We start from the raw sequence: 20,864 nt of genomic DNA, 5'->3' as shown, positions 1-20,864 counted from the left end.
GCCTCACCGACAGGCGCCGTGCACGGCAGCCGTCAGCCGGGTGCCGTCGCCGCCCCGCTCGACTTCGTGAGGAGGACACCTGCGACCAGCTCGGGACGGATGCGCACCGCCTGGTCCATGCCATCCATGGGTGCCCAGGGTTGCAACAATTCCTGGATGCGGGCCAGTTGGGCCGGGCTGGTCACCAGGTGGGCGTATCCCGTGACGACCACGCTCCAGCCGAGGTGGGTGTCAGGGTCGATGACGTCGGCTTCGTAGGCGACGACGACGCCCGCGCCGTCGGCTTCCTCGGCGTGAGACGTCAGGGCCGCACCCTCGTGGGTGCGGATGACGATGTCCCCGTTGTCCAGGACGTGGTCGACCAGGCGGACGGTGGGCAGGGCCTGCCGGGTGAAGACGATCCGTCCCAGCGACATGCTGCCCAGCAACCGCAGCGCCTCGGCATGGTCGAGGTCGATGCGCCGGTGCGCCGGGTCGTGATTGCGGGTCATGGCCTGCTTCTTCGGCAGTGCGCAGCTGCCCTCCCACCGGCCCCGATTGGTCCGTGGACGCCGGGGTGCGATGCGGGCGGAGCGACACCGCGGGGGACCGGTGCCGCTCTTGTTCTCACTGTCTTCCATGACGTGCCTGCTCTCCAGTGCCATTCGGATCCGATGGAGGGGCCGGACGTCCCTCTCACCTGCTGTCACTTGCCTCCGTGCCGGTCAGCGCCGCCCGGCCGGCCTCGAGACGGGCCACCGGGACCCGGAACGGCGAGCACGAGACGTAGTCCAGTCCGGCGGTATGGAAGAAGTGGATCGACTTCGGGTCGCCGCCGTGCTCGCCGCAGACACCCGTCTGCAGATCCGGACGGGCGGCACGCCCCTCCTCGACCGCGATCCCGACCAGCCGGCCCACGCCTTCTCCGCTGCCGCCCCGGTCGCCAGCGACGACGTGGAGCAGGACGAGCGGATCTCTCCCGAGCCGCCGCGCTTTGAGGGGCTGGGCCCTGCCGTGGCCGTCCCCATCGGCACCGGGGAAGGCGGCGTCCGAGGCGTGGTGCTGGTGGCCCGTGAGGCGGGCCGCCGGCGTTCTCGGGCAAGGAGACCGAGATGCTGCGGGGCTTCGCCGCGCAGGCCGCGATCGCGATGGAACTGGCCGAGCGCCGCAAGGACGCCGAGCAGATCGCCGTGCTGCAAGACCGTGACCGGATCGCCCGGGACCTGCACGATCTGGCCATCCAGCGGCTCTTCGCCACTGGCATGACCCTGCAGAGCGCGGGCCGCTTCATCGAACATCCGGAGGCCGCCGAACGCGTGCTGAGGGCCGTGGACGACCTCGACGAGACCATCAAGATCATCAGGTCGGCCATCTTCGGGCTGCGGGCCCGCACGGGCGGCGTCGGTGGCGGGCTGCGGGCCCGGGTCGTGCGCGTGGTGGGCGAGGAAACCCCGGTGCTGGGATTCGCGCCCAGCGTGCGCATGGAAGGCCTGGTCGACACCGATGTGCCGCGCGAGATCGCCGACCACATCGTGGCCGTCCTCTCCGAGGCACTCACCAACACCGCACGCCACGCCCACGCCGACCGGGCACAAGTCGTGCTGACGACCGACGGCCACGAGGTGTCCTTGGCGGTCTCGGACAACGGTGTGGGCATCCCGTCCGACGGTCGGCGCAGCGGGCTGCGCAACATGGCCGAGCGGGCGGAACAACTGGGCGGGCACCTCGACGTGTCCAGCAGCTCCGACGGGGGTGGTGCCACGCTGCGCTGGCGGGCGCCCCTCCCCGTCACGTAGGCGGGGGAACACTCCGGGAGCGGGCCCGGGTCGGGGCGAGGGAGCTCAAGGCATCGACGGGCCGGGCGAAGGGCCCCTGGGACGGGCCACTCGACCCATGCTCCGGGACGGCTCGTCGGCGCAGCCTGTAGGTGTCGTAGAACGGCACCCAGTCCCCTGGAGGACGGCCAGGACCGTACCGGCCGGATCGTCTCCCCACCACCCAGCGGGACCGAGACGACGCTGCAGGCAGCTCTGGCCGGCGCCCTTGTCGCTCTGCTGGCCGGCGCGACGGTCTGCGCCGGAGGCCGGCCGATCCGTATGCGGCTTTTGCGGCGGCGCCTGGCCGAATGGGGTGAGGAGTGGAAGCAGATCGGCCCCGAGTGGCGGAACCTGAACGGGGACAGGGGGCGACCACCGCCGCCGACTCCGTCCCCAACGGCCGCAGCCGGCCCAGCCCAACCGTCGAGGCCCAGCCCTGAGGCCGAGTCGAAGACCCGGCCCAATGGCCAAGAGAATCAAGCGAATCGGATGCGGAAGAAGCAGGTCATTCGGCGTCGGCGGAGGTGAGATGACAGTCCACGCCCACGACCCCTTCGACACCCCGGACCAGGCGCGTGGCCAGCGGAATCCGAGCGGACTCCCCGACGCGTCCGGTCAGGGTCGCGACGCCGCCGGTCACCATGATGTGCACGGGCTCGATCGGGGCCGGGAAGAGGACGTCGACGATGTCACGGCGGATCTCGTCGGCGAGTTCGTTGTCCGGGCGCAGGAACACCTTCAGCAGATCGCCCCGGCTGACCACGCCTTCGAGCACACCCTCGGTGTTCACCACAGGCAGCCGTTTGACGTGCCGCAGAGCCATGATGCGTGCCGCCTCGGCGAGCGTGGCGTCCGTGTGGACGGTGACGGCCGGCGTGCTCATCAGCTCCTCGGCGGAGACCGCCCCGGCCTTGGCGAGGTCGGTCAGCCGGCGCAGCTGGGTGAACCGGTCCGGGGCGCTGTCCCGGAATTCCTCCTTGGGCAGTAGGTCGGCCTCGGAGACCACCCCGATCACCCGGCCGTCGCCCTCCAGCACCGGAAGGGCACTGACCTTCCACTGCTCCATGCGCTCGACGATGTCCTTGAACAGAGCCTTGCGGCCCACCGCTACGACGGCGCGCGTCATCACGTCACCAACCCGGTGCGGGCTGCTGTGCATGTTCTCCTCCTCGAATTCCTCGGCTGGGCCAAGCACCTGTGCGGTCACGCCAGGCCTCCGCTGCCGAAGGGGGCGTAAGGTCGAGCAACCGGATGCGCGAGGCATGCAGCCGCTGCGCGACCACACGTCCCACCCACACCGCTATGGCCCTGCCGAACTCGGCGCCCTCCGCGGGCCATGCACTGTGACCTGGGACAAACCGAGTGGCCTGGGGTGCGGGATCTGGCCCGTCGCCAGGCTGAGCGCTATAAACTCCCGTTCCGCGTGGTTGCCGACGAAGGTGGCTTCCTGGGCATGGTCGGGAAGCGCCGGCAGTGGCCCGCGGCATGCTTCTTGAGCGCCGTGGCGCGGCCGTGGCGCTCTTCCACCTGTTCACGGACGATCCCGCAAAGTATCCCGGTCAGTTCGTCCGCGGAGCCGGCGTCGAGGGAACGCTCGGCAGCCGGTATCACCGGTCCGACGTTGAGCCCGGCCGGCTTGAGCCCCGTGAAGGGAGCGCCTTCCCCGGAGCGGTGTACGCGGACGACCGTCTCGAAGAACCAGCGGTCGGCCACTTCCTGTGCCTCCCGGCCGAGAGTCCGCGCCTTGGTGGTGAGGCTGAACGCCTCGCGGACTTCTGGCTCTCCTGCTTCGGGCACACAGGGCAGGATCTGGCCGACATCCCTTCCTTCCAGGGCTTTGCGCGCGGCCGTGACGACGGGACCGTCGAGAGAATCACAGTGCGGTGGCATCGCCGATCACCTCTTTCGCGGCTTACCTCCATCATCGGCTGACACCGGTTGTCCAGGCTTCAGGACCCGACCAGCCTCAGCGGCTTGCCGAGTCGTCGGGCAGCGGTGTACCAGGCCCGGGTCAGCACGCTGCGGGCCACGGCGAGGGCCTGGGCCTGTTCGCTGCCGAGGCGCGGCGGTGCACCGACGTGCACGTACAGCCTCGGGTGGTGCAGCGGAGCGGTGAGTAGCCTGGCCACCTGTTCGGCGGGTCTGCCCGATGCCAGTGCACGGGCCCCGGCCTGGCCAAGGGGCACGACCTGGGCGCCGGTGGCGTGCGCGAGGTGGAAGAGGCCCGGATGGAAGGGCCGGGGCGGGGCTTCGCGGGTGCCCTTGCGGTGCGGGAGCCCGCCCTCCGGGTAGAGCAGGAGGGACCGGCCCGCGGCCAGTGCGGCTTGGGCGTCCTGCAGTGCTTGTGCGGCCCGCGGGTCGTGACGGTGAACCGGGATGTGCCCCTCCCAGGTCAGGACGCGGCCGAGCACGGGGATGCGCCACAGCCCCGCAGCCGCCAGGACGGTGGGTTCGGTGCCGAGGCGGTGCAGCGCGGCGAGCACGATCGCAGGATCGCTGAGGGAGGTGTGGTTGGCGATGATGATGCTGCCCGCAGGCGGTGCGGCACCGGTTTCCGTGGTGACTTTCAGACGGCCGAATACGGGCACCACGATGCCTGCGAGGCGACTGAGCACGACACCACCCTCAATGCGGCGACCACCAGCAGTGGCCCTTGTTGTCGCGGCGGCGAGCGCTTCGGTGATCACCTCATGACGCCACGCACTGCTCCGGTGGATGCCCCGGGCCCCGGCTGGCCCCCCGGCGCGTGGCGGACCTCGTACTCGGCACGGAGGCGGGTCACCGCCGTGGTGTACCGGCTGTGGTGTCGGGGCGGAGGTGATTCGTGACGTCGACGACACCGTCGACGCTCTCGGACAGGCGTACCGCGATGGGGATGAGGCTCTCCTGGGGCACGGTGCCGCCGAGCGTCACCCGGCCGTCGGTGACCTGAACGGTGACCGCGCCGGGAGCCAGGCCGAGGGTGCGGGTCAGGACGTCCGTCGTGATTTCCTCGGCGATCGTGAGGTCGCGCCGCAGGAAGACGCGCAGCAGGTCGCTACGGCTGACGATGCCCACCAGTCGGCCGGCGTCGTCGACGACGGGCAGCCGTTTGACGTGGTGGCGGGCCATGACACGGGCTGCCTCCACGACCGACCACTGGGGTCGGGCCGTGATGGCCGGGCTGGTCATCAGTCCCTCGGCGGTCAGCGCGTGGGCCTTGGCGCGTTCCGCGGGCTGCAGGTGCCCGGCGGCCAGATGTCCGCCCGGATCCGCCTGGCTCTCCTGCTTCCGTAGCAGGTCCGCCTCCGACACCACGCCGACCGGGCGGCCCTGGTCGTCGACGACGGGTACCGCGGTGATGTCGTGCTCCGCGAGGTGCTCGGCGATGTCCTTGAAGCCCGTCTCCCACCGCACACTCACGACGGCCGAGGTCATGAGGTCTCCGACCAGGCGATGCAGCATGTCCCGCTCCCTCCTCGGACGCTCGCGGCAAGGTCCTCTCTCCACTGTCCGCCCCTTGGAGAGCGCCCGCACTGCCGACGCGTCCGACCACCCCTGCTCGCCTGCCTGAGCGGGCGGCACGGTCACCGGCCGCGAACGCCTTGCCGAGGCAGACGCCTGGCGCTCGGCTTCCAGGCCAGGAACGGGCGACTCCGTTCGGCGATCCGGCGTTCGACAGCCCTTCGCCGACGGCCTGGCACAGGTCCACCGGGAGCACCGGGAAGCTGCGAGGTGCGGGACGTCGAACGGAATCCCCGGCTGAACCGGATCACCGCCGGGCACTGCGCGTCTTCACTGTTGCTGCCGGACTAACGGTGGTCCGTTGTGATCGGGCGCTTGCCGCAGTGTGATGGGAAGAGGAGTTCGCTGCGGCAGGTGAGGGAATCATGGTTACCGATCGGCTTTCGGTGGCTGCGGCGCCGGGTCCGTTGGAGGGGTACCTGGCCTTGTTCGATCCGTTGTTGGTTTCGCGTGCTCAACGGGCTGCCATCAGGGACTACACGGCCGGTCTGCTGCGTCCGAGCGAGCGGAACAAGACCTTGACGGCGCTGGCGGAGACCGAGCCCGGGGTCGGCTCCAAGCACCGCGAGGAGCAGCGGCTGCAGTGGTTCCTGTCGGAGTCGCACTGGGATCACGAGGCGATCAACGACCGCCGGATCGAGCTGCTGATGGCGGACCCGAGAACGGCTGCACATGGTGACGGGGTGCTGGTGATCGACGATTCGGGGGACCGGAAGTCCGGGCATGCCACCGAGTACGTGGCCCGGCAGTACATCGGCTCGCGCGGCAAGGTCGAGGAGGGGATCGTGGCGGTCACCACCTGCTGGGCCGATGAGAAGGTGTACTGGCCGGTGCACACCGTGCCCTACCAGCCGGCCGCGCGGCTGCCGGGCGGGAAGAAGGACCCGGGGTTTCGGACCAAGAGCCGGATCGCCACGGAGCTGGTCCACCGGGCACGGGACGCCGGGATCCGCTTTCGCGCGGTGGTCGCCGACGCGGACTACGGACCCAGCCGCGGCCCGGTCGTGGTCGACAACCTGGACCACACCGCAGTGCCCTTCGTCGTGGCCTTCAGTCCCACCACGCAGATCCACCGCGACGACGGTCCACCGCTCACCCCGGCCCGGGCAGCGGCCGAAGTGCCGTTCAGTTCGCCCTCCAGGCCCGGCCGCTGGCACCGGATCACCCGGCACCTGCGCGACGGACGCACCGAGGAGTGGTGGGCCGCCGACGTCGTCTGCGGCCCCTATGGCCCCGACCGTGCCCGGCGCATGATCGTGGCCACCGTCGATCCGAAGACCCTGCCCAGGACAAGCACCCGCTATCTGGCCACGAACCTGCCCCGCCGCCCTCGGCGCGGATCGTATCCGCCGGCCACCCCGGCGGAGGTCCTGCGGCTCTACAGCCTGCGCAACTGGGTCGAACAGGAATACAAGCAGGTGAAACGCGAACTGGGCTGGGCCGACTTCCAAGTGCGTTCCGCAGAGGCCATCCAGCGCCACTGGACCCTGGTGAAGCTGGCGTTCACGTTCTGCTGGTGCAACGACAACGACAAGTCCCGAGGGCCTGTCCAGCCGTCCGGCGCCGATCCGGACGGACCACGACCTGACACCTGGCCACAGCGGCTGCGCCGGATCCGGTCCTGGCTCGTCCCGTTCCACGACCTGCTCCGGATCATCCGATCCGGAGCCCTCGCCCGCGTCCCACACGAGATCGACCAGCTCACCGCCGGCCTGGCCGGCGGCTGCGGCATCAACCTCTACCTACCGCCGTAACCGCCGACCCGATCACAACGGACCACCGCTAATCGCCCTGGTACAGCCGGTCGAGGTCGACGAGCATCACCTGTCCGTCGGCTTCGGCCGCACGGAGCGCGGGAGTGAAGCCGACGCCGCTGTAGCAGGCGGGGCGGGTGTGGGTGACGTCCTCGCCGCTGGCGGCGAGCAGCGTGAGGAGGCGACGGATGTGTTCCAGGTGGTGCAGGTCCATGATGTCGTCCCAGCGCGCCAACCCCACCGACAGCAGAGGCCCGGAACGGGCGTCCGCCCGGCCGCGTACGACTACGTCGGCTTCCGCGTCCGGACCGGCACGTTGCTCCGGATCGGGGAGTGAGCCGTGGGCCGCCGTCGCGGGGTGTGCGCCGAAGACGGCATGGTCGGCGTAGTCCATGACCCAGGCCCGGCAGATCTGTGCGAAGTGGGGGCCGGCCACCGTGGAGCCGAAGACGGGACGTGCGCGTCGCCAGACCTCGACGGCGTCCTGCTGTTCCAGCGCCGAGCGGTGGGGCCAGACGGCTGCGTGTTCGAAGGCGAGCAGTGGCTCTGCGATACGCAGCCGGACCAGGTTCGGGCGGAAGGCATCGGGTTCGCCGTACAGCAGGCCGTTCGCCTGCAGAAGCGCCAGACAGTGTGAGGCGTCGGTGAGCGGCGTGCCGAGACACTCTGCGATCTCGCCCTGGGTCCGGAAGCCCGTGGCGATGGCGGCGAGCGCGGAGTGGCACAGCGCGCGGTCCCAGTGGTCGGTTTCCTCCTGCAGCAGGTGATGTGACTCCAGGAACAGGGGAGTTCGGGGGTTGAGGACGGTTCTGCACACCCAGGCGTCGAAGTCGTCCGGCCCGCTGGGGGTGTCGTCTGCGACGTAGTGCCGGTAGGCGGGGGTTCCGCCCACGACGGCGTGGACCAGCAGGGCGAGGCGGGGGTCGTCGACGCCCCAGAACCGCGCGGCCTGCCGGAAGTCCAGCGGACGGAGGGTGAGTTCCAGATCGGCCAGTCCGTGCAATGGTGCGGCCGCGCCGAACAGCCGGTGCATTACGGGCAGGGAACTGCCGCTGAGCAGCAGGCGGATACGGTTGTCCCGCCCCGTCTCGCGCAGACGCCGGTAAGCGCTGTGGATGACGGAGGGGAGTTCGGGGCTCTGCCGTACCAGGTCGGGGAACTCGTCGAGGACGACCGGCACGGGCCGCCCCCGGTCACCCAGCGCGAGCAGCGCGTCGACGGCGTCCTCCCAGCGAGACAGGTGACTGGACGGCGCTGCGCCCGTGTACCGGGCGAGCTCGTCGCCGAGGCGGCGCAGAGACTCGGCCCGGGCCGCCTGCTGCACCCCGAAACAGAAGCCGCCCAGGGTGGCGGTGAGTGCCTTCAGGAGGTACGTCTTTCCCTGCCGCAGCCGTCCCGACACGACACCGAGTCCGGCACCGGGCCGCGCGTCACAGGTGAACGCGACGAGCGCGTCCCACTCGGCGTCGCGGTCGAAGACCGTCTCCGGCTTCGCGGGGCGGGAATCGTCGGACGGCGACACAGTTGCTCCCATCGCTCGGCAGCGCTCCTGCCACCAGTACAACCTCGAATGCCGGACGCCGCGACATGCGCGGACACGCACTCGACGGTTGCCGCGTTCCGCCGTCAGCTCAACCCGCAGATCTTCCCCGCGGATCCGGGTGCGCATGCCCTGATCCCCGTGAGTGGGCGGTGCACTGCCCAGCGCGCAAAGCCAGTGGCCGGGAGGTCTACTGAAAGAGCGGAGGTGGTGGGAGGGCTGCCGCACGCGGTGGCCGGGAGCGGAGGAGGACCGGTTCGGGGACGGCGTGAACAGGCCACCGTGATGAGGAGCGATCGTGGAGCTGACCTTCCTCGACCCCGTGTACGCCCAGCCGGGACCCTATGCCTGTGCCTACCTGGACACCTCACGTGACATCCCCGACCCGGAGGCGGCGATCAATCTGCGGCGCCGGCATCTGCGTGAGCACCTGGCCCGGAAAGGGGCCGACGACGCCACCGTGGCCGCTGTCGCCGGCGTGGCGGGCACGGACCAGGAGATTGCCGGGCGGCACGGGCAGGCCATCTTCGCGAGCCACGGCCGTCTGGCCCTGGTGGAGGAGTTGCCCGACCCGCCGGCGCACGACGCGGCCCGGTTCGGCGCCCTGCCCGACGTGATGCCGCTCGCGGTCCAGCACGCGCCGGACATCCCGTATGCGGCCGCCACCGTGCACCGCGTGACGCACCCGGAGGCCGGCGAGCCGGAGGAACTGCAGGTGGACTTCCAGACGGGGAGGTGGCCGAGCAGCGCGGTCACCCCTGGAAGGTGTCACCATCGGAGCGGTCCTGCGGCGGAGTGGCCGTATGCCGCCACCGAGATCGCCGGTGAACTGGCGGAGCTGGCCCACCGCGGCGGCGCCGAGGCGATCGTGCTGGGCGGGGAGGTCTGGGCGCGCAACGTGCTGGTCAACCGCCTGCCCGAGCCGTTGCGTGAGCGCGTCGTCACCGTCGCGGGAAACGGGCACGTGGCTGGTGACGGTGAAGGCCGAGCGCTGCTGGAGCAGGAGCTGAGCGAGGTCTTCCGGGGCCGGATGCGCGCCCGGGACCAGGCTCAGGTGGAGACGTTCCGGGCACGGCGAGCTCGGCACACCGGCGCGGGCGAGGGCATGGTGGCGGTCGTGGCGGCATTGCAGCGTGCCCAGGCAAGCGGACTGCTGCTCAACACGCCCGTCGATCCGCCCGTGCGGCTGTGGGCCGGCTCGGAACCCACCCAGATCGCCCTGTCAGGCGCCGACCTCGAGTCCTTCGGCGTACTCGGCTTCCAGGAGGAACCGCCCGGCGCGGCCCTCATCCGCGCCCTGGTCCGCACCGGCGCGGAGCTGGTGGTCGTGGAACGGGAGGAACTGCCACTGGAGGACGGGGTCGGCGTGCTACTGCGATACACCGACCACACCGACCCGGGGGCGCCCGCGTGAGCCCCCGTCGCCCGGCCGGAGTTGCGACGGCGCGCTCCGTCCGCGGCCCGGAATTGCCGAGCCTCCGACCCTTGCAAAGCCGCGATCGGTCAGCCATGCGGCAGGGGAGCCTGCTGGGCGCCGTGGAGAAGGTCGGGGATCTTCCTGGCGACGTCGACCACGGCCGCCGGGCCTGAAAGTTGCTGTGCCAGCTGCCAGAACAGGTCGTCGAAGGAGCTCATGCCCCGTGCCGACCAGGCGGCCCTCGGACACCACCGGAAGATGACGCCCCTGAACCGACCGCATGACGAGAAGGGCGACCGCGACGGCTGTCTCGGCATCCACGGTCACCGGGGCGTGGAACATGACCGTTTCCACTTTGGCCTGTGGTGACAGCCCGTGCGCCATCGCCCGTACGACCAGATCGCGGTCGGTGACGATGCCGGCCCCCGGTCGTCGTCGACCACGGGCAGGGCCCCGACGCCGGCACGGGCCATATGCTGCGCCGCCTCCTCGAGGGAAGTCGTGCGGGGCACACTGGCCGGCAGCGTGTTCATCATGTACTGGATCTGCACGGTTGGAGTCCCTGCCTCCTGAAGCGGGTCGGGTCGATGCAGGCCGTCCGCAGCGTCCCGTTGCAGCCTGCGTCGTCACTGACGGACGTCCACAGGTTCCGGGGAGGGAAGGAGTTGGTGGGCCTGCTGACGGCCTCGACGAATCGGCCGCGCTCCTCGTCTCCGGTACATGTTCGGTGTCCGTGTCCGCCGTTGCCATGGACGGCTTCCCCGGGCCAGTTCACCTGCGGTCATCGAACGGACCGGCGTTCGCGGGACACGGACATCTTCGGGCCCTGTGACGCCCTGAACCAGCTATCCGTTCTCGCGCCGACCGCACCACCGTGCACCTGGGACAACCCGGCCAGGCCGACGCGCGTGCCCTTACCCGCAGGACGACGACGGAGGCACAAACCGTTCCTGCAAACCCATGAAAGGAGAACGGGGATGCGATGGAACCGGAGAGTTCCGCGCTGAGCGCCGGGCATCGCAGCGTTCCGCACACCGTGGACCTGCGGGTGGAGGCATGGGCCCCCAACGCGCGAGGAGTGCATGGCGCAGGCGGTGCGGGCTGTCTGCGAGTCGTTCGTGGCCCTGACGGCAGCAGCCGGTGTCCGCCGACGGGACGTCGTGATACGGGCGGACAGGGACGAGGACGTGCTGGTCGCCTTGCTGGAAGAGGTCGTGTACTGGCTCGACACCGAGGGCGAGGTGCCGGTCGGTGTGGAACCGACCCCGGTCACCGGCGGCTTGCGGTGCGGCCTGCGGATGGCTGATGCCGGGTCGCTTCCGGTGACGGGGGCCGCGCCGAAGGCGGTCACGCTGCACGAACTCGTCTTCACTCGAGGGCCGGAGGGCTGGACGTGCTCGGTGACGCTCGACGTGTGATCCCACATCGGCTGCCGGGGCGCCCCACGCCTCAGTCCGCCCGGCCCTTGCGCAGGAACCGGCGCAGTCGGCGCAGGGGCCACGTGTTGATCACGTCGTCCGGGGTGAGCCATCCGCGTTGTGCCGTGCCGATTCCGTAGCGGAGGTGGGCGAGCTGGAGGATCGCGTGGGCGTCGGTGTCGACGGCGAACTTCACCCCGTGCCCCCTGGCCCGGAGGATGTCCTCGTCGCCCAGGTCGAGGCGGTCGGGCTGGGCGTTGATCTCCAGGGCCGTGCCGGTGCGGGCGCAGGCGGCGAAGACCTCGTCGAGGTCGGCGTCGATGCCCGGCCGTTTGCCGATCAGTCGGGTGGTGGGGTGTCCGATGACGTTGATGTGGGGGTTCTCGCAGGCGCGCACGAGCCGCCGGGTCATCGCCGTGCGGCCGAGGGTGAAGTGGGAGTGCACCGAGGCCACGCAGATGTCGAAACCGGCGAGGAAGCCGTCGGGCCAGTCGACCTCCCCGTCGGGGTCGATGTTGAGCTCGGTGCCGTGCAGCAACCGCATCCCGTGGTACCTGCCGTCCAGTGACCGCACCTGCTCGCGCTGGGTGAGGATCTTCTCGTCGGTCATGCGCTGCATGCGCAGGTTCGGTGCGTGGTCGGTGACCGCGTAGTACGCGTAGCCCCGCCCGGCGGCCGCCGCCACCATCTCCTCCAGCGGGGCGAGGCCGTCGGTGAGGTCGGTGTGGGTGTGCAGGTCACCGCGGACGTCCCGCTCGGTCACCACCTCGGGCAGTTCGCCGCGCAGGCCGGCTTCGATCTCTCCTCTGTCCTCGCGCAGCGTGGGCGGGATCCAGGGCAGGCCGAGCCGGGCGTACACCTCGTCCTCGGAGCGGGAGGCGACCCGTTTTCCGCCCTCGGCCGCGGACAGGCCGTACTCGGAGAGCTTCAGGCCCAGGTGGGCGGCGATCGTGCGGGTGCGGATGTTGTGCGCCTTCGAGCCGGTGAAGTACTGCAGGCCGGCGCCCCACGAGTCCGGTCGCACCACGCGCAGGTCGACCTGGACGCCTTTGACGGTGCGGACCGAGGTCTTCTTCTCGCCGTGGGCGACGACCTCGGCGGTGGAGGGCAGTTCGGTGAGGGCGTCCATGAAGGGGGCCGACCGGCCGGCGGCGACGAGAATGTCGATGTCGCCGACGGTCTCCTTCATGCGGCGCAGCGATCCGGCGTAGGCGCAGTGCTTGCAGCCGGTGATCCGGGAGAGTTCGGCGACGATGTCCTCGGCGGCCTCGGTGGCGGTGCTCAGCGGGATGCGCTCCCCTGCCTGCTGCATGAGGGCGATGCCGTGCAGGATGTTCGCCTCGGTCTTCTGCCCGAAGCCCTTCAGACCACGCAGCTTCTGTGCCCTGATGGCGTCGGCCAGCTCGTCCACCGAGGAGATGTGCAGGCTCTCGTAGAGTGCCAGCGCTTTTCTGGGGCCGAGCGTGGGGACGGTGATGAGCTGCCGCACCCCTGCGGGGATCTGGGCCCGGGTCTCCTCGACCGCCGTGACCCGGCCGGTGCGGAAGTACTCGACGACCTTCTCGGCGATCGACCTGCCCACGCCCGGGATCTCCCTCAGGGCCGCGGCGTCCAGGTGGGAGACGTCGGCGGGACAGCCGCCGATCGCGCGGGCGGCCTTCTCGTAGGCGCGGGCCTTGAACGCGTCGCCTCCGGTGATGGCGATGAGGTCGGCGTACTCGTGCAGGAGCGCCTCGACCTCCTCGTTGGGCCGGACCACCTCTCAAGTCTAGGAACGGACCTGTCCGGCAGCCAGGCGGTCGCACCGCGGGCCGCTCTCCGGTCTCTCCGGCGCGCGAAGCCGTGGGCCCGAGGGTGTACTGGAGCGGGTGACGGTTTGAGCAAGAGGAGAGATCGGTGCGGGCGACGTTCGTTCTGGGGCGGATCGCGGGGGTCCGGGTCGGCGTGCACTGGAGCGTCCTGTTCATCTTCGCGATCATCGCGTTCGGTCTGGCGCAGGGCCGCCTTCCGCAGGCACATCCGGGGCTCGGCTGGGCGGTGTACTGGGCGGCCGGCCTCTGCACCGCCGTGGTCTTCTTCGCCTCCCTGCTCGCGCATGAGCTGGCGCACGCCGTCGTGGCCCGGCGCAACGGGGTCGAGGTGGACGACATCGTGCTGTGGCTGCTGGGCGGGGCGGCCCGGCTCAAGTCCGAGGCGTCCAGTCCCGGCGCGGAGCTGAGGATCGCCGGTGTCGGCCCCCTCGTCAGCCTCCTGCTGGGCGGGCTCTTCGCACTCGGTGCCTGGCTGCTCGACGCGGCCTCCGTGTCCGGGGTCGTGGTGGAGATGATGTCCTGGCTGGCGGGCATCAATGTGCTGCTCGCGCTCTTCAACGCGCTGCCCGCCGCCCCGCTCGACGGCGGCAGGCTGCTGCGCGCGTTCCTGTGGTGGCGCACGGGAGACCGGCTGCGGGCGACGGCCGGCGCGACCGCGGCGGGGCGGGTCTTCGGGTGGCTGCTCGTGGTGCTCGGGCTGATCGTGTTCATGCGGAGCGGCGCGTTCGGCGGTCTGTGGCTGGCGCTGATCGGCTGGTTCCTCATCGCGGCCGCCACCGCCGAGGGACGGCAGGCCCAGCTGCGCAGTGTGCTCGCCGGCGTCCCGGTGCGGGACGCCATGACACCCGAACCGCTCACGGTCCCCGTGGACACCACGGTCGCGGGCTTCCTCACCGATCCGAGCTACCGCTACCGGCATTCGGCGTTCCCGGTGACCGAGGACGGGGCCCCCATCGGACTGGTGACCCTCGACAGCGCCAGACGGATGCCGCAGGCCGAAGCCCGTGCCGTGGCCATGAGGGAGGTGATGGTGCCGCTGTCGCAGACCACCGTGGCCGGGCCGGACACCCCGCTGGCGGATCTGCTGCCACGCATGGAGCCGGGCGCCGAGCACCGGGTCCTGGTCGTGGATCAGGGCAGGCTCGTCGGGATCGTCTCCCTCTCCGACGTGAGCCGTACGGTGACCTGGCTGATGAACACCGCCGGGCGGCGCAGTGGTCCGTGACCGTGGCACGGCACCGCCGGGCGGGCCAGGGCGGGGCAGGGTCCCGCTTGGATCTGGTCGCCACATTTCCTGACAAGCACGGGCCTGGCGGATTGCCCGGCATGGTCCGGGCGACCGGATTGAGCACGTCGGTGAGGCGCTGGAGAGCAGGGGGCTCATTGGTCCGTAATGCGTACCAGGGCGAGCGTGATGCTGCCGGGTCCGCCGGCCTCGACGGCGGCCTTCCACAGTTCGAAGGCGGCCCGTCCGTCGTCGTACTCCCGCAGCAGGCCGTCGAGGACATCGTTCGGCAGCGGGTCGGTCAAACCGTCGGTGCAGATCAGGTACCTGTCGCCGGGGGAGAGGGGAGCGGCCGTCACATGGGGGGTGATGGCGCGGTATCCCGCCGTGCCGTCGAGGGACTGGGTCACGAGGGAGGTGGTGCGCCGCCCGGGTTCGGGCGGTGGGTTGTCGTCCACGCTGACCTGGAGCAGTCCGTCCCGGGGTGCCGCGAAGACCCGGCCGACGCCCACGTTGAACGCCGGCAGCGACCGGGGCAGGACGACGGCGCCCGCGACGGTCGTGCCCATCGTGGCCTGTCCGTCACCGTCGCCGCGTGCGGCCGCGTACACCGCGCGGTTGCAGGCGTGCAGTGCCGCGCGGGCCTCGTCCTCATCGGTCGGACGAGGCCCGGTCGTGGCGAGCCGGTGGACGACCGGGGCACCGGCCACCTCGCCGCCGGGCCGGCCGCCGAGCCCGTCGGCGACCGCGACGACGAGCGGCGTACCGAGCGGGAACACCAGCGTCTGCGGGTTCTCGGTGACGGTGGAGCACAGGGCCCACGGCCCGACGACCAGGCCGTCCTCGTTCCGCTCGCGGATCAGACCCGGATGGCTGAGCGCACTCACCGCGACGTACGTCATCGGACGCCACCGCCTTCCCCTACCGGGCCGATGGGTGCCTGACTCGTGACAGCCTGCCTTGGGGCGGGCGCCAGGCAGCGCATTCGGGGCCGGACCGTACCGTGACCATTCTCAAGTGGCCCACTGGGCAGTGCATCTCGGCTGCGGTGAGAGGGCTTCTCGAAACCGAGTGTGGGGCTGGGGGTTCCGTACGGGTGCGCTGTTCAGGTGATTGCGGCCGCGCAGGGGCATGAAGGCAGAGCCTCTCGGTAGCACAGAGGGTGTCGACGCCACTGCTCACCGGGAGGCCCTGTTGCCGCAGTTGTATCGGTCTGCTGGGGAAGAGTCCATTTTGGACACGCGGGTGTGCGACTGCTTCGCCCACCAGTACGGAAACGCCGCGGACAATCCGTCCGGCGGGCACTGCCGTCCGACCGACATGACGGACGCGGAGTGGACCACGGTTCGCGGCATGATTCCGGTGCCGGCATGGGGTGAGGACCGGGGCGGCCGGCCGGAGGAATACTGCCACCGCGACATACTCGACGCGATCCGGTATGTGGTGGACAACGGCGTGAAGTAGCCTGCTCTGCCTGCGGACTGCCCTCCGTGGAAGGCGGTGCACCGGTTCTTCACCCGCTGGCGCAAGCAGGGGCTGATCGGCGAGTTCCACGACCGGCTCCGCGCCGCGACCCGGGAAGCGGAAGGCCGGGATGCGGAGCCGACGGCGGGGGTGATCGACTCGCAGTCCGCGAAGGGCACGTCGACGGTCACCGCCGCGACCAGCGGCTATGACGGTGGGAAGAAAATCAAGGGCCGTAAGCGGCACATCGTGGTGGATACCCTCGGCCTGATCCTGGCGGTCCTGGTCACTCCCGCCTCGACGGGGGACCGCAACGCCGCCCGGGACGGACCTCACCCCCGCAGCGTAAACACCCGCTGTCCAGCACCCGGGGGGAACTTCACTGGTGACGAGACAGCACCTGTCGCCCTTGTTGATCTGGGAGAATGTCCGGGCGTTGGCGGTGGGGTTTTGTTCGGCAGCCGCCTGGCAGGCTGAGGCATCCGCGGGTGTCTCGGTGATGCGGGCGAGCTGCTCGTCGTCGGGCCGTTCTGCCTCAACTGCGCGACGGAGTTCCGATGGCTCCATACCGTCCTCCCCCATTTCCGGGCCCGTGAAGGGCCCAGGTCGAGAGTAGTTGAGCACGCCATCGGTCATAACCAGGCTTCGTAAGGGCCAGGGCTGGCACGTCGCCATGTTGCGCATGAATGTCGCCCGGTGCGGACGGTCAGAGATGACCTGCCACGAAGTCGGCCACGTGCGTGCCGAGTTGCTGGCCTGCGCGGTTGTCGAGGGAGGTGTGCTGGCCGGACCAGATCCGGCTGAGCCATGCTTCGGTGGCGGCGTCCTGGAAGCTTGCGAAGGTTCGGGTGATGCCTTTCGACGTCACCGCGAGATGATGCCGCGCACCGTAGAACCCGGCGAGCGTCGTTGCCGCCGCCTGGCTGAGGGCGCCGTGAGCGCCGGGGTAGGACGGATCCGGGGCGGTCGTCAGCAGGGGGGTCCAGTTGGGATCGCCGACGATGCGCGGGTTGTAGTGCGTACCGCCAAGCCGGATGGCGGTCACGGGCCGCCATACGCGGTAGGCGTACTTGGTGTCGTACATCGCGATCGCGGTGTCGGCGAGGGACAGGTCGAGCCGGGCGAAGACCTTCACCGCCTTCTCCAGGCTCGCGTTCTGGGAGGTGACAAGGTTCTGCGCGATCTCGTTCCAGACGTTCCAGACGGGCGCCGCCGCCCAGAACGTCGCAGCCCCGGTCTGATCGGGGGTGCGGGTGGTACTGGTCTTGCTCCCCAGGCTCTTGACCTCGTTCAAGGCGGTGGCGTACGCGGCGCTGCTCACGGCCGGCGGCGCTGCCGGGCGGAATTGGTGTCCGCTGGCCAGCACGAACGGCTTGACCGAGCCCCAGTTGGTGAACACCGGTGTCGGGAAGTCGGGCGGGGTCGGCCGGTAGTCACCGGCCTTGTCGCCGGGGCGGAACCGTGGCGGCTTCACTGAGGACCCGTCGTGGGACCGCAGGCTGATCAGTCGGCGGGCGACCGCGGCTCCCACAGCCATGCCCGCCTGCTTGTCCGGGCCGTTGGGAATCGCGGACAACTGGCTGCTCAGCCGCTGGTCCACGCCTGCGCGCTTGGCCGGGTACAGGGCGACCAGCACATCGTGAGCTGCCTGGTCCGCTGCGGCATCCGCACGAGCGCCTCGCGGCGCCGACACCGAGAACATGTAGGCGGGGCCGGCCCGGGTGATCGATACCACCGCGTCGTACTCGGCAGCCTGGAGGAGCGCGAAGCTGCGCGTGGGGTGGACGGTGGCCGGCTGCGCCTTCGGATCGCTGAGGATGGTGATGAGCTCGCGGTTCCATTCCACGACCGACGTCCCCGACCCCGTGGCTGCGGTGGGCAGGGCCGGCGAGTGAGCGGCGCTGGATCCGAAGGCGGGGCTGGTGAGTCCGGCTGCCAGCGCGGTTCCGGTCAGTATGGCGAGTGTCTTCTGCTTTCCACCCATGTTCTGTGGCTCCTTGCCGCTGGTGGCAGGCTGTGGCGACCGTGGTCGTACACGTCGCCCATTTGGGCCACGGCGGACCACACGGTCAGCACACACCACGGATCAAGCGGGGAGCCCGCAGCGCGTGCCACAAAGAAGCACTCCGGACATCCGCTCCGGAGTGGGACGGGGATTGCGAAGCCGGTTCCCGTCCAACTGATGCCTGTGCTGGGCCGGTCGTTGAAGAATCACCACTGGACTCACCGGGATACCAGCTCATGAGGCGGCACGCGTCACCCACACCAACGTTTCGGAGGGCTGACCGGGCGCGCATGGACCTACAACCCGATCACCTCTTCACGTCATCAAGGTCGCTTGCCAGATACAGCCTGCAGGGACCCGACCTACGCCGCAACTCCGGCATCGTGGTCATAGGCCCGGGTCGCATACGGCGGTAGCGCACGCCGAGCTGCCGTAACACCGGCCAGGGACTGTGACGTTGTTCGGTCTCTTCACGTGATGTTGGTCGGCGTGTCGTCTTGGTCCTGGTGTGTCGTGGACAGCCTGCGTGCGCTTGAAGGTCGGCCTGTTCGGGGGCCCGGATGCTCACGCTGGAGGAGGACGTGAACGCTCACGCTCTGCGTCGGCAGGGGTGGACGATCTCGGCGATCGCCCGGCATCTGGGCCGTGACCGCAAGACCATTCGCGCCTATCTGAACGGGGAGATCACTCCTGGGCAGCGGCGGCAGCCGCCGGATGCGTTCGCGCCGTTTGTGGAGTACTGCCGGCGACGGCTTGCCGATGATCCGCATCTGTGGGCGACCACGCTGTTCGACGAGGTGCGGGAACTCGGCTATGAGGGTGCATACTCGACGTTCACCCGGGCTCTGCGCCGGTATGACCGGGGTTCGACGTAATTCGGAGCCTCTGGAGCAACGGCATGCCCGCTGGCCTGCGGCTTCACCTTCTCGGCTGCCCCAGGTCGTTTCTCTAGGCGCTCGCGTTTCCGCAGGTGGCGAGGCTCTCCGGTGCGGTCTCCGAGGACCTGGCCGAATGCCGTCGCCAAGCCGTCCCGCGATCGACGATAGGGCGTCGAGCACGGACCTCGCCCTGCGGTCGCCAACTTGCCCCGCTTTAGAGGGGTTTGTCTCCACCGTTCTTCGTCCCATTGTTGGCCCGTTGGCCCGATCGGCCAGGCCGCTGACCTGCCCGTTTCTCTATGCCTAGAGAAACGGGCGATTCGGGCCGCAAGTGGAGAGTCAGCAGGTCAGCTGGTACTTCGCGCCTCCAGGCGAGACGAATTACGTCGAACGCGGGTATGAGGTGCGTCCACATTGCGAGCCGTGTCACGGGGCGAAGGGCCGCGACACGGCCGTGATCGCCCACCCGCCGGGCGAGGAGATCCAGTTCGACTGGCTGGAGCTGCCAACACCACCGGATGAATGGGGTGTTGGAGAGCACGCGCATTTGTTGGTCGGGGCTCTGTCTCATTCAGGACGTTGGCGGGCTCAGCTGGCGGAGTGCGAGGACTTCCCGCACTTGGTCCAGGCCCTGGATGCCGTGCTGCGCAAGCTGGGCGGGACGGCACGGCGGTGGCGGTTCGACCGCATGTCGACGGTCTGTTACGCCTCCAGCGGGCAGATCACCGCGGCATTCGCCGGTGTCGCGAAGTACTACCCGTTGACTGAACTAGTTGGGGCGTTTTAGCAGGTCAGTGACCCTTTGCCGGAATCGTCGTTGGGCTGGCCGTGGAGTCATCGAGAGACCTGTCGATCCTGTCTGTGTCTTTGGTCGGCGAACTGGTGGCCACGGACGATCCGTGGGAGCCCTACCGGCTTGTCGGTCCGGAGGGGATTCCGGTTGAGGCAGTCGCTGTCTTCTTGCGAGATCTGCAGGCGGCCGGTCGGCCAGCGACTACGGCTCGTTCCTACGGGATGGACCTGCTGCGCTGGTTCCGGTTCCTCTGGGCTGTCGAGGTGCCGTGGGATCGCGCCGAGCGCATCGAGGCGAGGGATTTCTCCCGCTGGCTGCAGATCGCTGGGCAGCCGTCCCGTCGGCACTGGCGGCGCCCGGACCAGGCTGGCCAGTGGGCTGCCGGCGGGAAGCCGTACGCGACCTCGGTCCGTACGCACAGCGAGACGGTGCTGCGGACCTTCTACGACTTCCACCGCGACGCCGGCACCGGGCCGGTCCTCAATCCATTTCCGATGGACCGCTCGCGTCGGGGGCGGCGAGCGCATGCTCACCACAACCCGATGGATGCGCCGCGCAACGAGCGCGTCGGCCTCTACCGGCCGAGGCTGCCGCAGCGGATTCCTCGCAGCGTCCCGGACGCGGAGTTCAACGAGATTTTTGCGCGGCTACCCTCCCACCGTGACCGGGCCCTGGTCGCCTTCTACGTTTCCACCGGCGCCCGGGCCAGCGAGTTGCTGTCCGCCTGGCAGGGCGGGGTCGACCCGGGCCGCCAGCTGATCAGCGTGGTCCGCAAGGGCACCGGTGAGGTCCAGGAGCTTCCGGCCTCGACGGATGCGTTCGTCTGGCTGCGGCTTTATCAGCTGGAGCTGGAGGACGCGATCCCGAGGGGGCGACGGGTTCCTCTGTGGTGGACGTTGCGCAACCCGTCTCGGCCGCTGACCTATCATGCGGCACACCGGATGTTCGAGCGGGCCAACAGCAAGGCCGGCACCGCGGCGACGCTGCATGCGCTGCGGCACACCGCCGCCTACCGCATGGCAGAGGACCCCTGTCTCCCCCTCACTGATGTCCAATTCGTCCTTGGCCATGCCCAGTTGACCACCACCCAGATCTATCTCACTCCCCGCAAGGAAGAGGTCATCCGGAGACTGCTGGCCCATCACGCCGAGCAGAAGAGACAGGCTGCCGCACGCACCGTGCCTGCCGCTGCCCCTGGCTACTCGGCCGAGTCCCTGGACGTGCTGTTCGGGACGGCCCTCTGATGACCATGACGCTGA

The 20,864-nt window shown here is 70.0% G+C and carries 20 protein-coding genes and 4 pseudogenes; 10 read left to right on the top strand and 14 right to left on the bottom strand.

Features of this window, described 5'->3' with window-relative positions:
- Positions 1-32: 32 nt before the first annotated feature.
- Complete coding sequence (locus ACX25U_RS40765; RefSeq protein WP_454387630.1) at positions 33-491, bottom strand: pyridoxamine 5'-phosphate oxidase family protein; 459 nt, start codon at positions 489-491, stop codon at positions 33-35.
- Positions 492-675: 184 nt separating this feature from the next.
- A pseudogene (locus ACX25U_RS40760) lies at positions 676-903 on the bottom strand (putative PEP-binding protein); the annotation flags it as partial.
- Between ACX25U_RS40760 and ACX25U_RS40755 the strand changes: the two are divergent.
- Positions 898-1,775: pseudogene (locus ACX25U_RS40755) on the top strand (GAF domain-containing sensor histidine kinase); the annotation flags it as partial. The pseudogenes ACX25U_RS40760 and ACX25U_RS40755 overlap by 6 nt on opposite strands.
- 526 nt (positions 1,776-2,301) lie before the next feature.
- Here the strand turns inward: ACX25U_RS40755 and ACX25U_RS40750 are convergent.
- The 5 genes and pseudogenes from ACX25U_RS40750 to ACX25U_RS40730 all read right to left on the bottom strand — a co-directional run bounded on the left by ACX25U_RS40750 (position 2,302) and on the right by ACX25U_RS40730 (position 5,240).
- Positions 2,302-2,955, bottom strand: a complete 654-nt coding sequence (locus ACX25U_RS40750; protein WP_454394732.1) for a CBS domain-containing protein — start codon at positions 2,953-2,955, stop codon at positions 2,302-2,304.
- Positions 2,956-2,999: 44 nt separating this feature from the next.
- Positions 3,000-3,127, bottom strand: a pseudogene (locus ACX25U_RS40745) (regulator); the annotation flags it as partial.
- Between the two features lie 73 nt (positions 3,128-3,200).
- The gene (locus tag ACX25U_RS40740; RefSeq protein WP_454387628.1) at positions 3,201-3,686 is read right to left on the bottom strand and encodes a DUF6448 family protein; all 486 of its coding nucleotides are present in this window, start codon (positions 3,684-3,686) and stop codon (positions 3,201-3,203) included.
- A gap of 59 nt (positions 3,687-3,745) precedes the next feature.
- On the bottom strand, positions 3,746-4,411 hold the full coding sequence (locus ACX25U_RS40735; protein ID WP_454387626.1) for a lysophospholipid acyltransferase family protein: 666 nt from the start codon (positions 4,409-4,411) through the stop codon (positions 3,746-3,748).
- A gap of 163 nt (positions 4,412-4,574) precedes the next feature.
- Positions 4,575-5,240 (bottom strand): CBS domain-containing protein, encoded by a 666-nt coding sequence (locus ACX25U_RS40730; RefSeq protein ID WP_454387624.1) that lies wholly within the window; start codon positions 5,238-5,240, stop codon positions 4,575-4,577.
- A 500-nt stretch (positions 5,241-5,740) separates the two neighbouring features.
- Here ACX25U_RS40730 and ACX25U_RS40725 point away from each other — a divergent pair, with 500 nt between their 5' ends.
- Positions 5,741-7,054: an IS701 family transposase gene (locus tag ACX25U_RS40725; RefSeq protein ID WP_454386051.1), complete on the top strand. Its 1,314-nt coding sequence runs from the start codon at positions 5,741-5,743 to the stop codon at positions 7,052-7,054.
- A 28-nt stretch (positions 7,055-7,082) separates the two neighbouring features.
- Here ACX25U_RS40725 and ACX25U_RS40720 read toward each other — a convergent pair whose 3' ends face one another.
- Complete coding sequence (locus ACX25U_RS40720) at positions 7,083-8,588, bottom strand: AAA family ATPase (protein WP_454387622.1); 1,506 nt, start codon at positions 8,586-8,588, stop codon at positions 7,083-7,085.
- 304 nt (positions 8,589-8,892) lie between these two features.
- Between ACX25U_RS40720 and ACX25U_RS40715 the strand changes: the two genes are divergently transcribed.
- Entirely contained in the window at positions 8,893-10,008 is a 1,116-nt protein-coding gene (locus ACX25U_RS40715) for a baeRF2 domain-containing protein (protein ID WP_454387620.1), read from the top strand.
- An 89-nt stretch (positions 10,009-10,097) separates the two neighbouring features.
- On the opposite strand, the gene ACX25U_RS40710 is transcribed toward ACX25U_RS40715, so the two are convergent.
- From ACX25U_RS40710 to ACX25U_RS40700, 3 genes and pseudogenes are all read right to left on the bottom strand, one after another.
- Positions 10,098-10,229 carry a hypothetical protein gene (locus tag ACX25U_RS40710; RefSeq protein WP_454394867.1) on the bottom strand — a complete coding sequence of 44 codons (132 nt, stop codon included), beginning with the start codon at positions 10,227-10,229 and terminating at the stop codon, positions 10,098-10,100.
- 19 nt (positions 10,230-10,248) lie between these two features.
- A pseudogene (locus ACX25U_RS40705) lies at positions 10,249-10,353 on the bottom strand (hypothetical protein); the annotation flags it as partial.
- Complete coding sequence (locus tag ACX25U_RS40700) at positions 10,335-10,544, bottom strand: CBS domain-containing protein (protein WP_454394730.1); 210 nt, start codon at positions 10,542-10,544, stop codon at positions 10,335-10,337. The gene ACX25U_RS40700 and the pseudogene ACX25U_RS40705, both read right to left, overlap by 19 nt.
- Before the next feature lie 549 nt (positions 10,545-11,093).
- On the opposite strand from ACX25U_RS40700, the gene ACX25U_RS40695 reads away from it, so the two are divergent.
- Positions 11,094-11,429 (top strand): archease, encoded by a 336-nt coding sequence (locus tag ACX25U_RS40695; protein WP_454387619.1) that lies wholly within the window; start codon positions 11,094-11,096, stop codon positions 11,427-11,429.
- A 31-nt stretch (positions 11,430-11,460) separates the two neighbouring features.
- On the opposite strand, the gene polX is transcribed toward ACX25U_RS40695, so the two are convergent.
- Positions 11,461-13,188 carry a DNA polymerase/3'-5' exonuclease PolX gene (gene polX / locus ACX25U_RS40690; protein ID WP_454387617.1) on the bottom strand — a complete coding sequence of 576 codons (1,728 nt, stop codon included), beginning with the start codon at positions 13,186-13,188 and terminating at the stop codon, positions 11,461-11,463.
- 137 nt (positions 13,189-13,325) lie between these two features.
- On the opposite strand from polX, the gene ACX25U_RS40685 reads away from it, so the two are divergent.
- Positions 13,326-14,465: a site-2 protease family protein gene (locus ACX25U_RS40685; RefSeq protein ID WP_454387615.1), complete on the top strand. Its 1,140-nt coding sequence runs from the start codon at positions 13,326-13,328 to the stop codon at positions 14,463-14,465.
- A gap of 155 nt (positions 14,466-14,620) precedes the next feature.
- Here the strand turns inward: ACX25U_RS40685 and ACX25U_RS40680 are convergent, their stop codons facing one another.
- On the bottom strand, positions 14,621-15,367 hold the full coding sequence (locus ACX25U_RS40680; protein ID WP_454387613.1) for a PP2C family protein-serine/threonine phosphatase: 747 nt from the start codon (positions 15,365-15,367) through the stop codon (positions 14,621-14,623).
- Between the two features lie 331 nt (positions 15,368-15,698).
- On the opposite strand from ACX25U_RS40680, the gene ACX25U_RS40675 reads away from it, so the two are divergent.
- Positions 15,699-15,929: a transposase gene (locus tag ACX25U_RS40675; protein ID WP_454387611.1), complete on the top strand. Its 231-nt coding sequence runs from the start codon at positions 15,699-15,701 to the stop codon at positions 15,927-15,929.
- Between the two features lie 36 nt (positions 15,930-15,965).
- A complete protein-coding gene (locus tag ACX25U_RS40670; RefSeq protein WP_454387609.1) occupies positions 15,966-16,406 on the top strand; it encodes a transposase in 441 nt (146 codons plus the stop codon).
- 229 nt (positions 16,407-16,635) lie between these two features.
- Here the strand turns inward: ACX25U_RS40670 and ACX25U_RS40665 are convergent, their stop codons facing one another.
- On the bottom strand, positions 16,636-17,913 hold the full coding sequence (locus tag ACX25U_RS40665; protein WP_454387607.1) for a vanadium-dependent haloperoxidase: 1,278 nt from the start codon (positions 17,911-17,913) through the stop codon (positions 16,636-16,638).
- 581 nt (positions 17,914-18,494) lie between these two features.
- On the opposite strand from ACX25U_RS40665, the gene ACX25U_RS40660 reads away from it, so the two are divergent.
- The 3 genes from ACX25U_RS40660 to ACX25U_RS40650 all read left to right on the top strand — a co-directional run bounded on the left by ACX25U_RS40660 (position 18,495) and on the right by ACX25U_RS40650 (position 20,849).
- The gene (locus ACX25U_RS40660) at positions 18,495-18,809 is read left to right on the top strand and encodes a terminase gpP N-terminus-related DNA-binding protein (RefSeq protein WP_454387605.1); all 315 of its coding nucleotides are present in this window, start codon (positions 18,495-18,497) and stop codon (positions 18,807-18,809) included.
- 622 nt (positions 18,810-19,431) lie between these two features.
- Positions 19,432-19,599, top strand: a complete 168-nt coding sequence (locus tag ACX25U_RS40655; protein WP_454387603.1) for a hypothetical protein — start codon at positions 19,432-19,434, stop codon at positions 19,597-19,599.
- Between the two features lie 74 nt (positions 19,600-19,673).
- On the top strand, positions 19,674-20,849 hold the full coding sequence (locus ACX25U_RS40650; RefSeq protein ID WP_454387601.1) for a tyrosine-type recombinase/integrase: 1,176 nt from the start codon (positions 19,674-19,676) through the stop codon (positions 20,847-20,849).
- Positions 20,850-20,864: the final 15 nt, after the last annotated feature.

It is taken from the genome of Streptomyces sp. JNUCC 63, from assembly GCF_054366325.1.
This window is presented reverse-complemented; position numbering and strand designations above follow the sequence as displayed.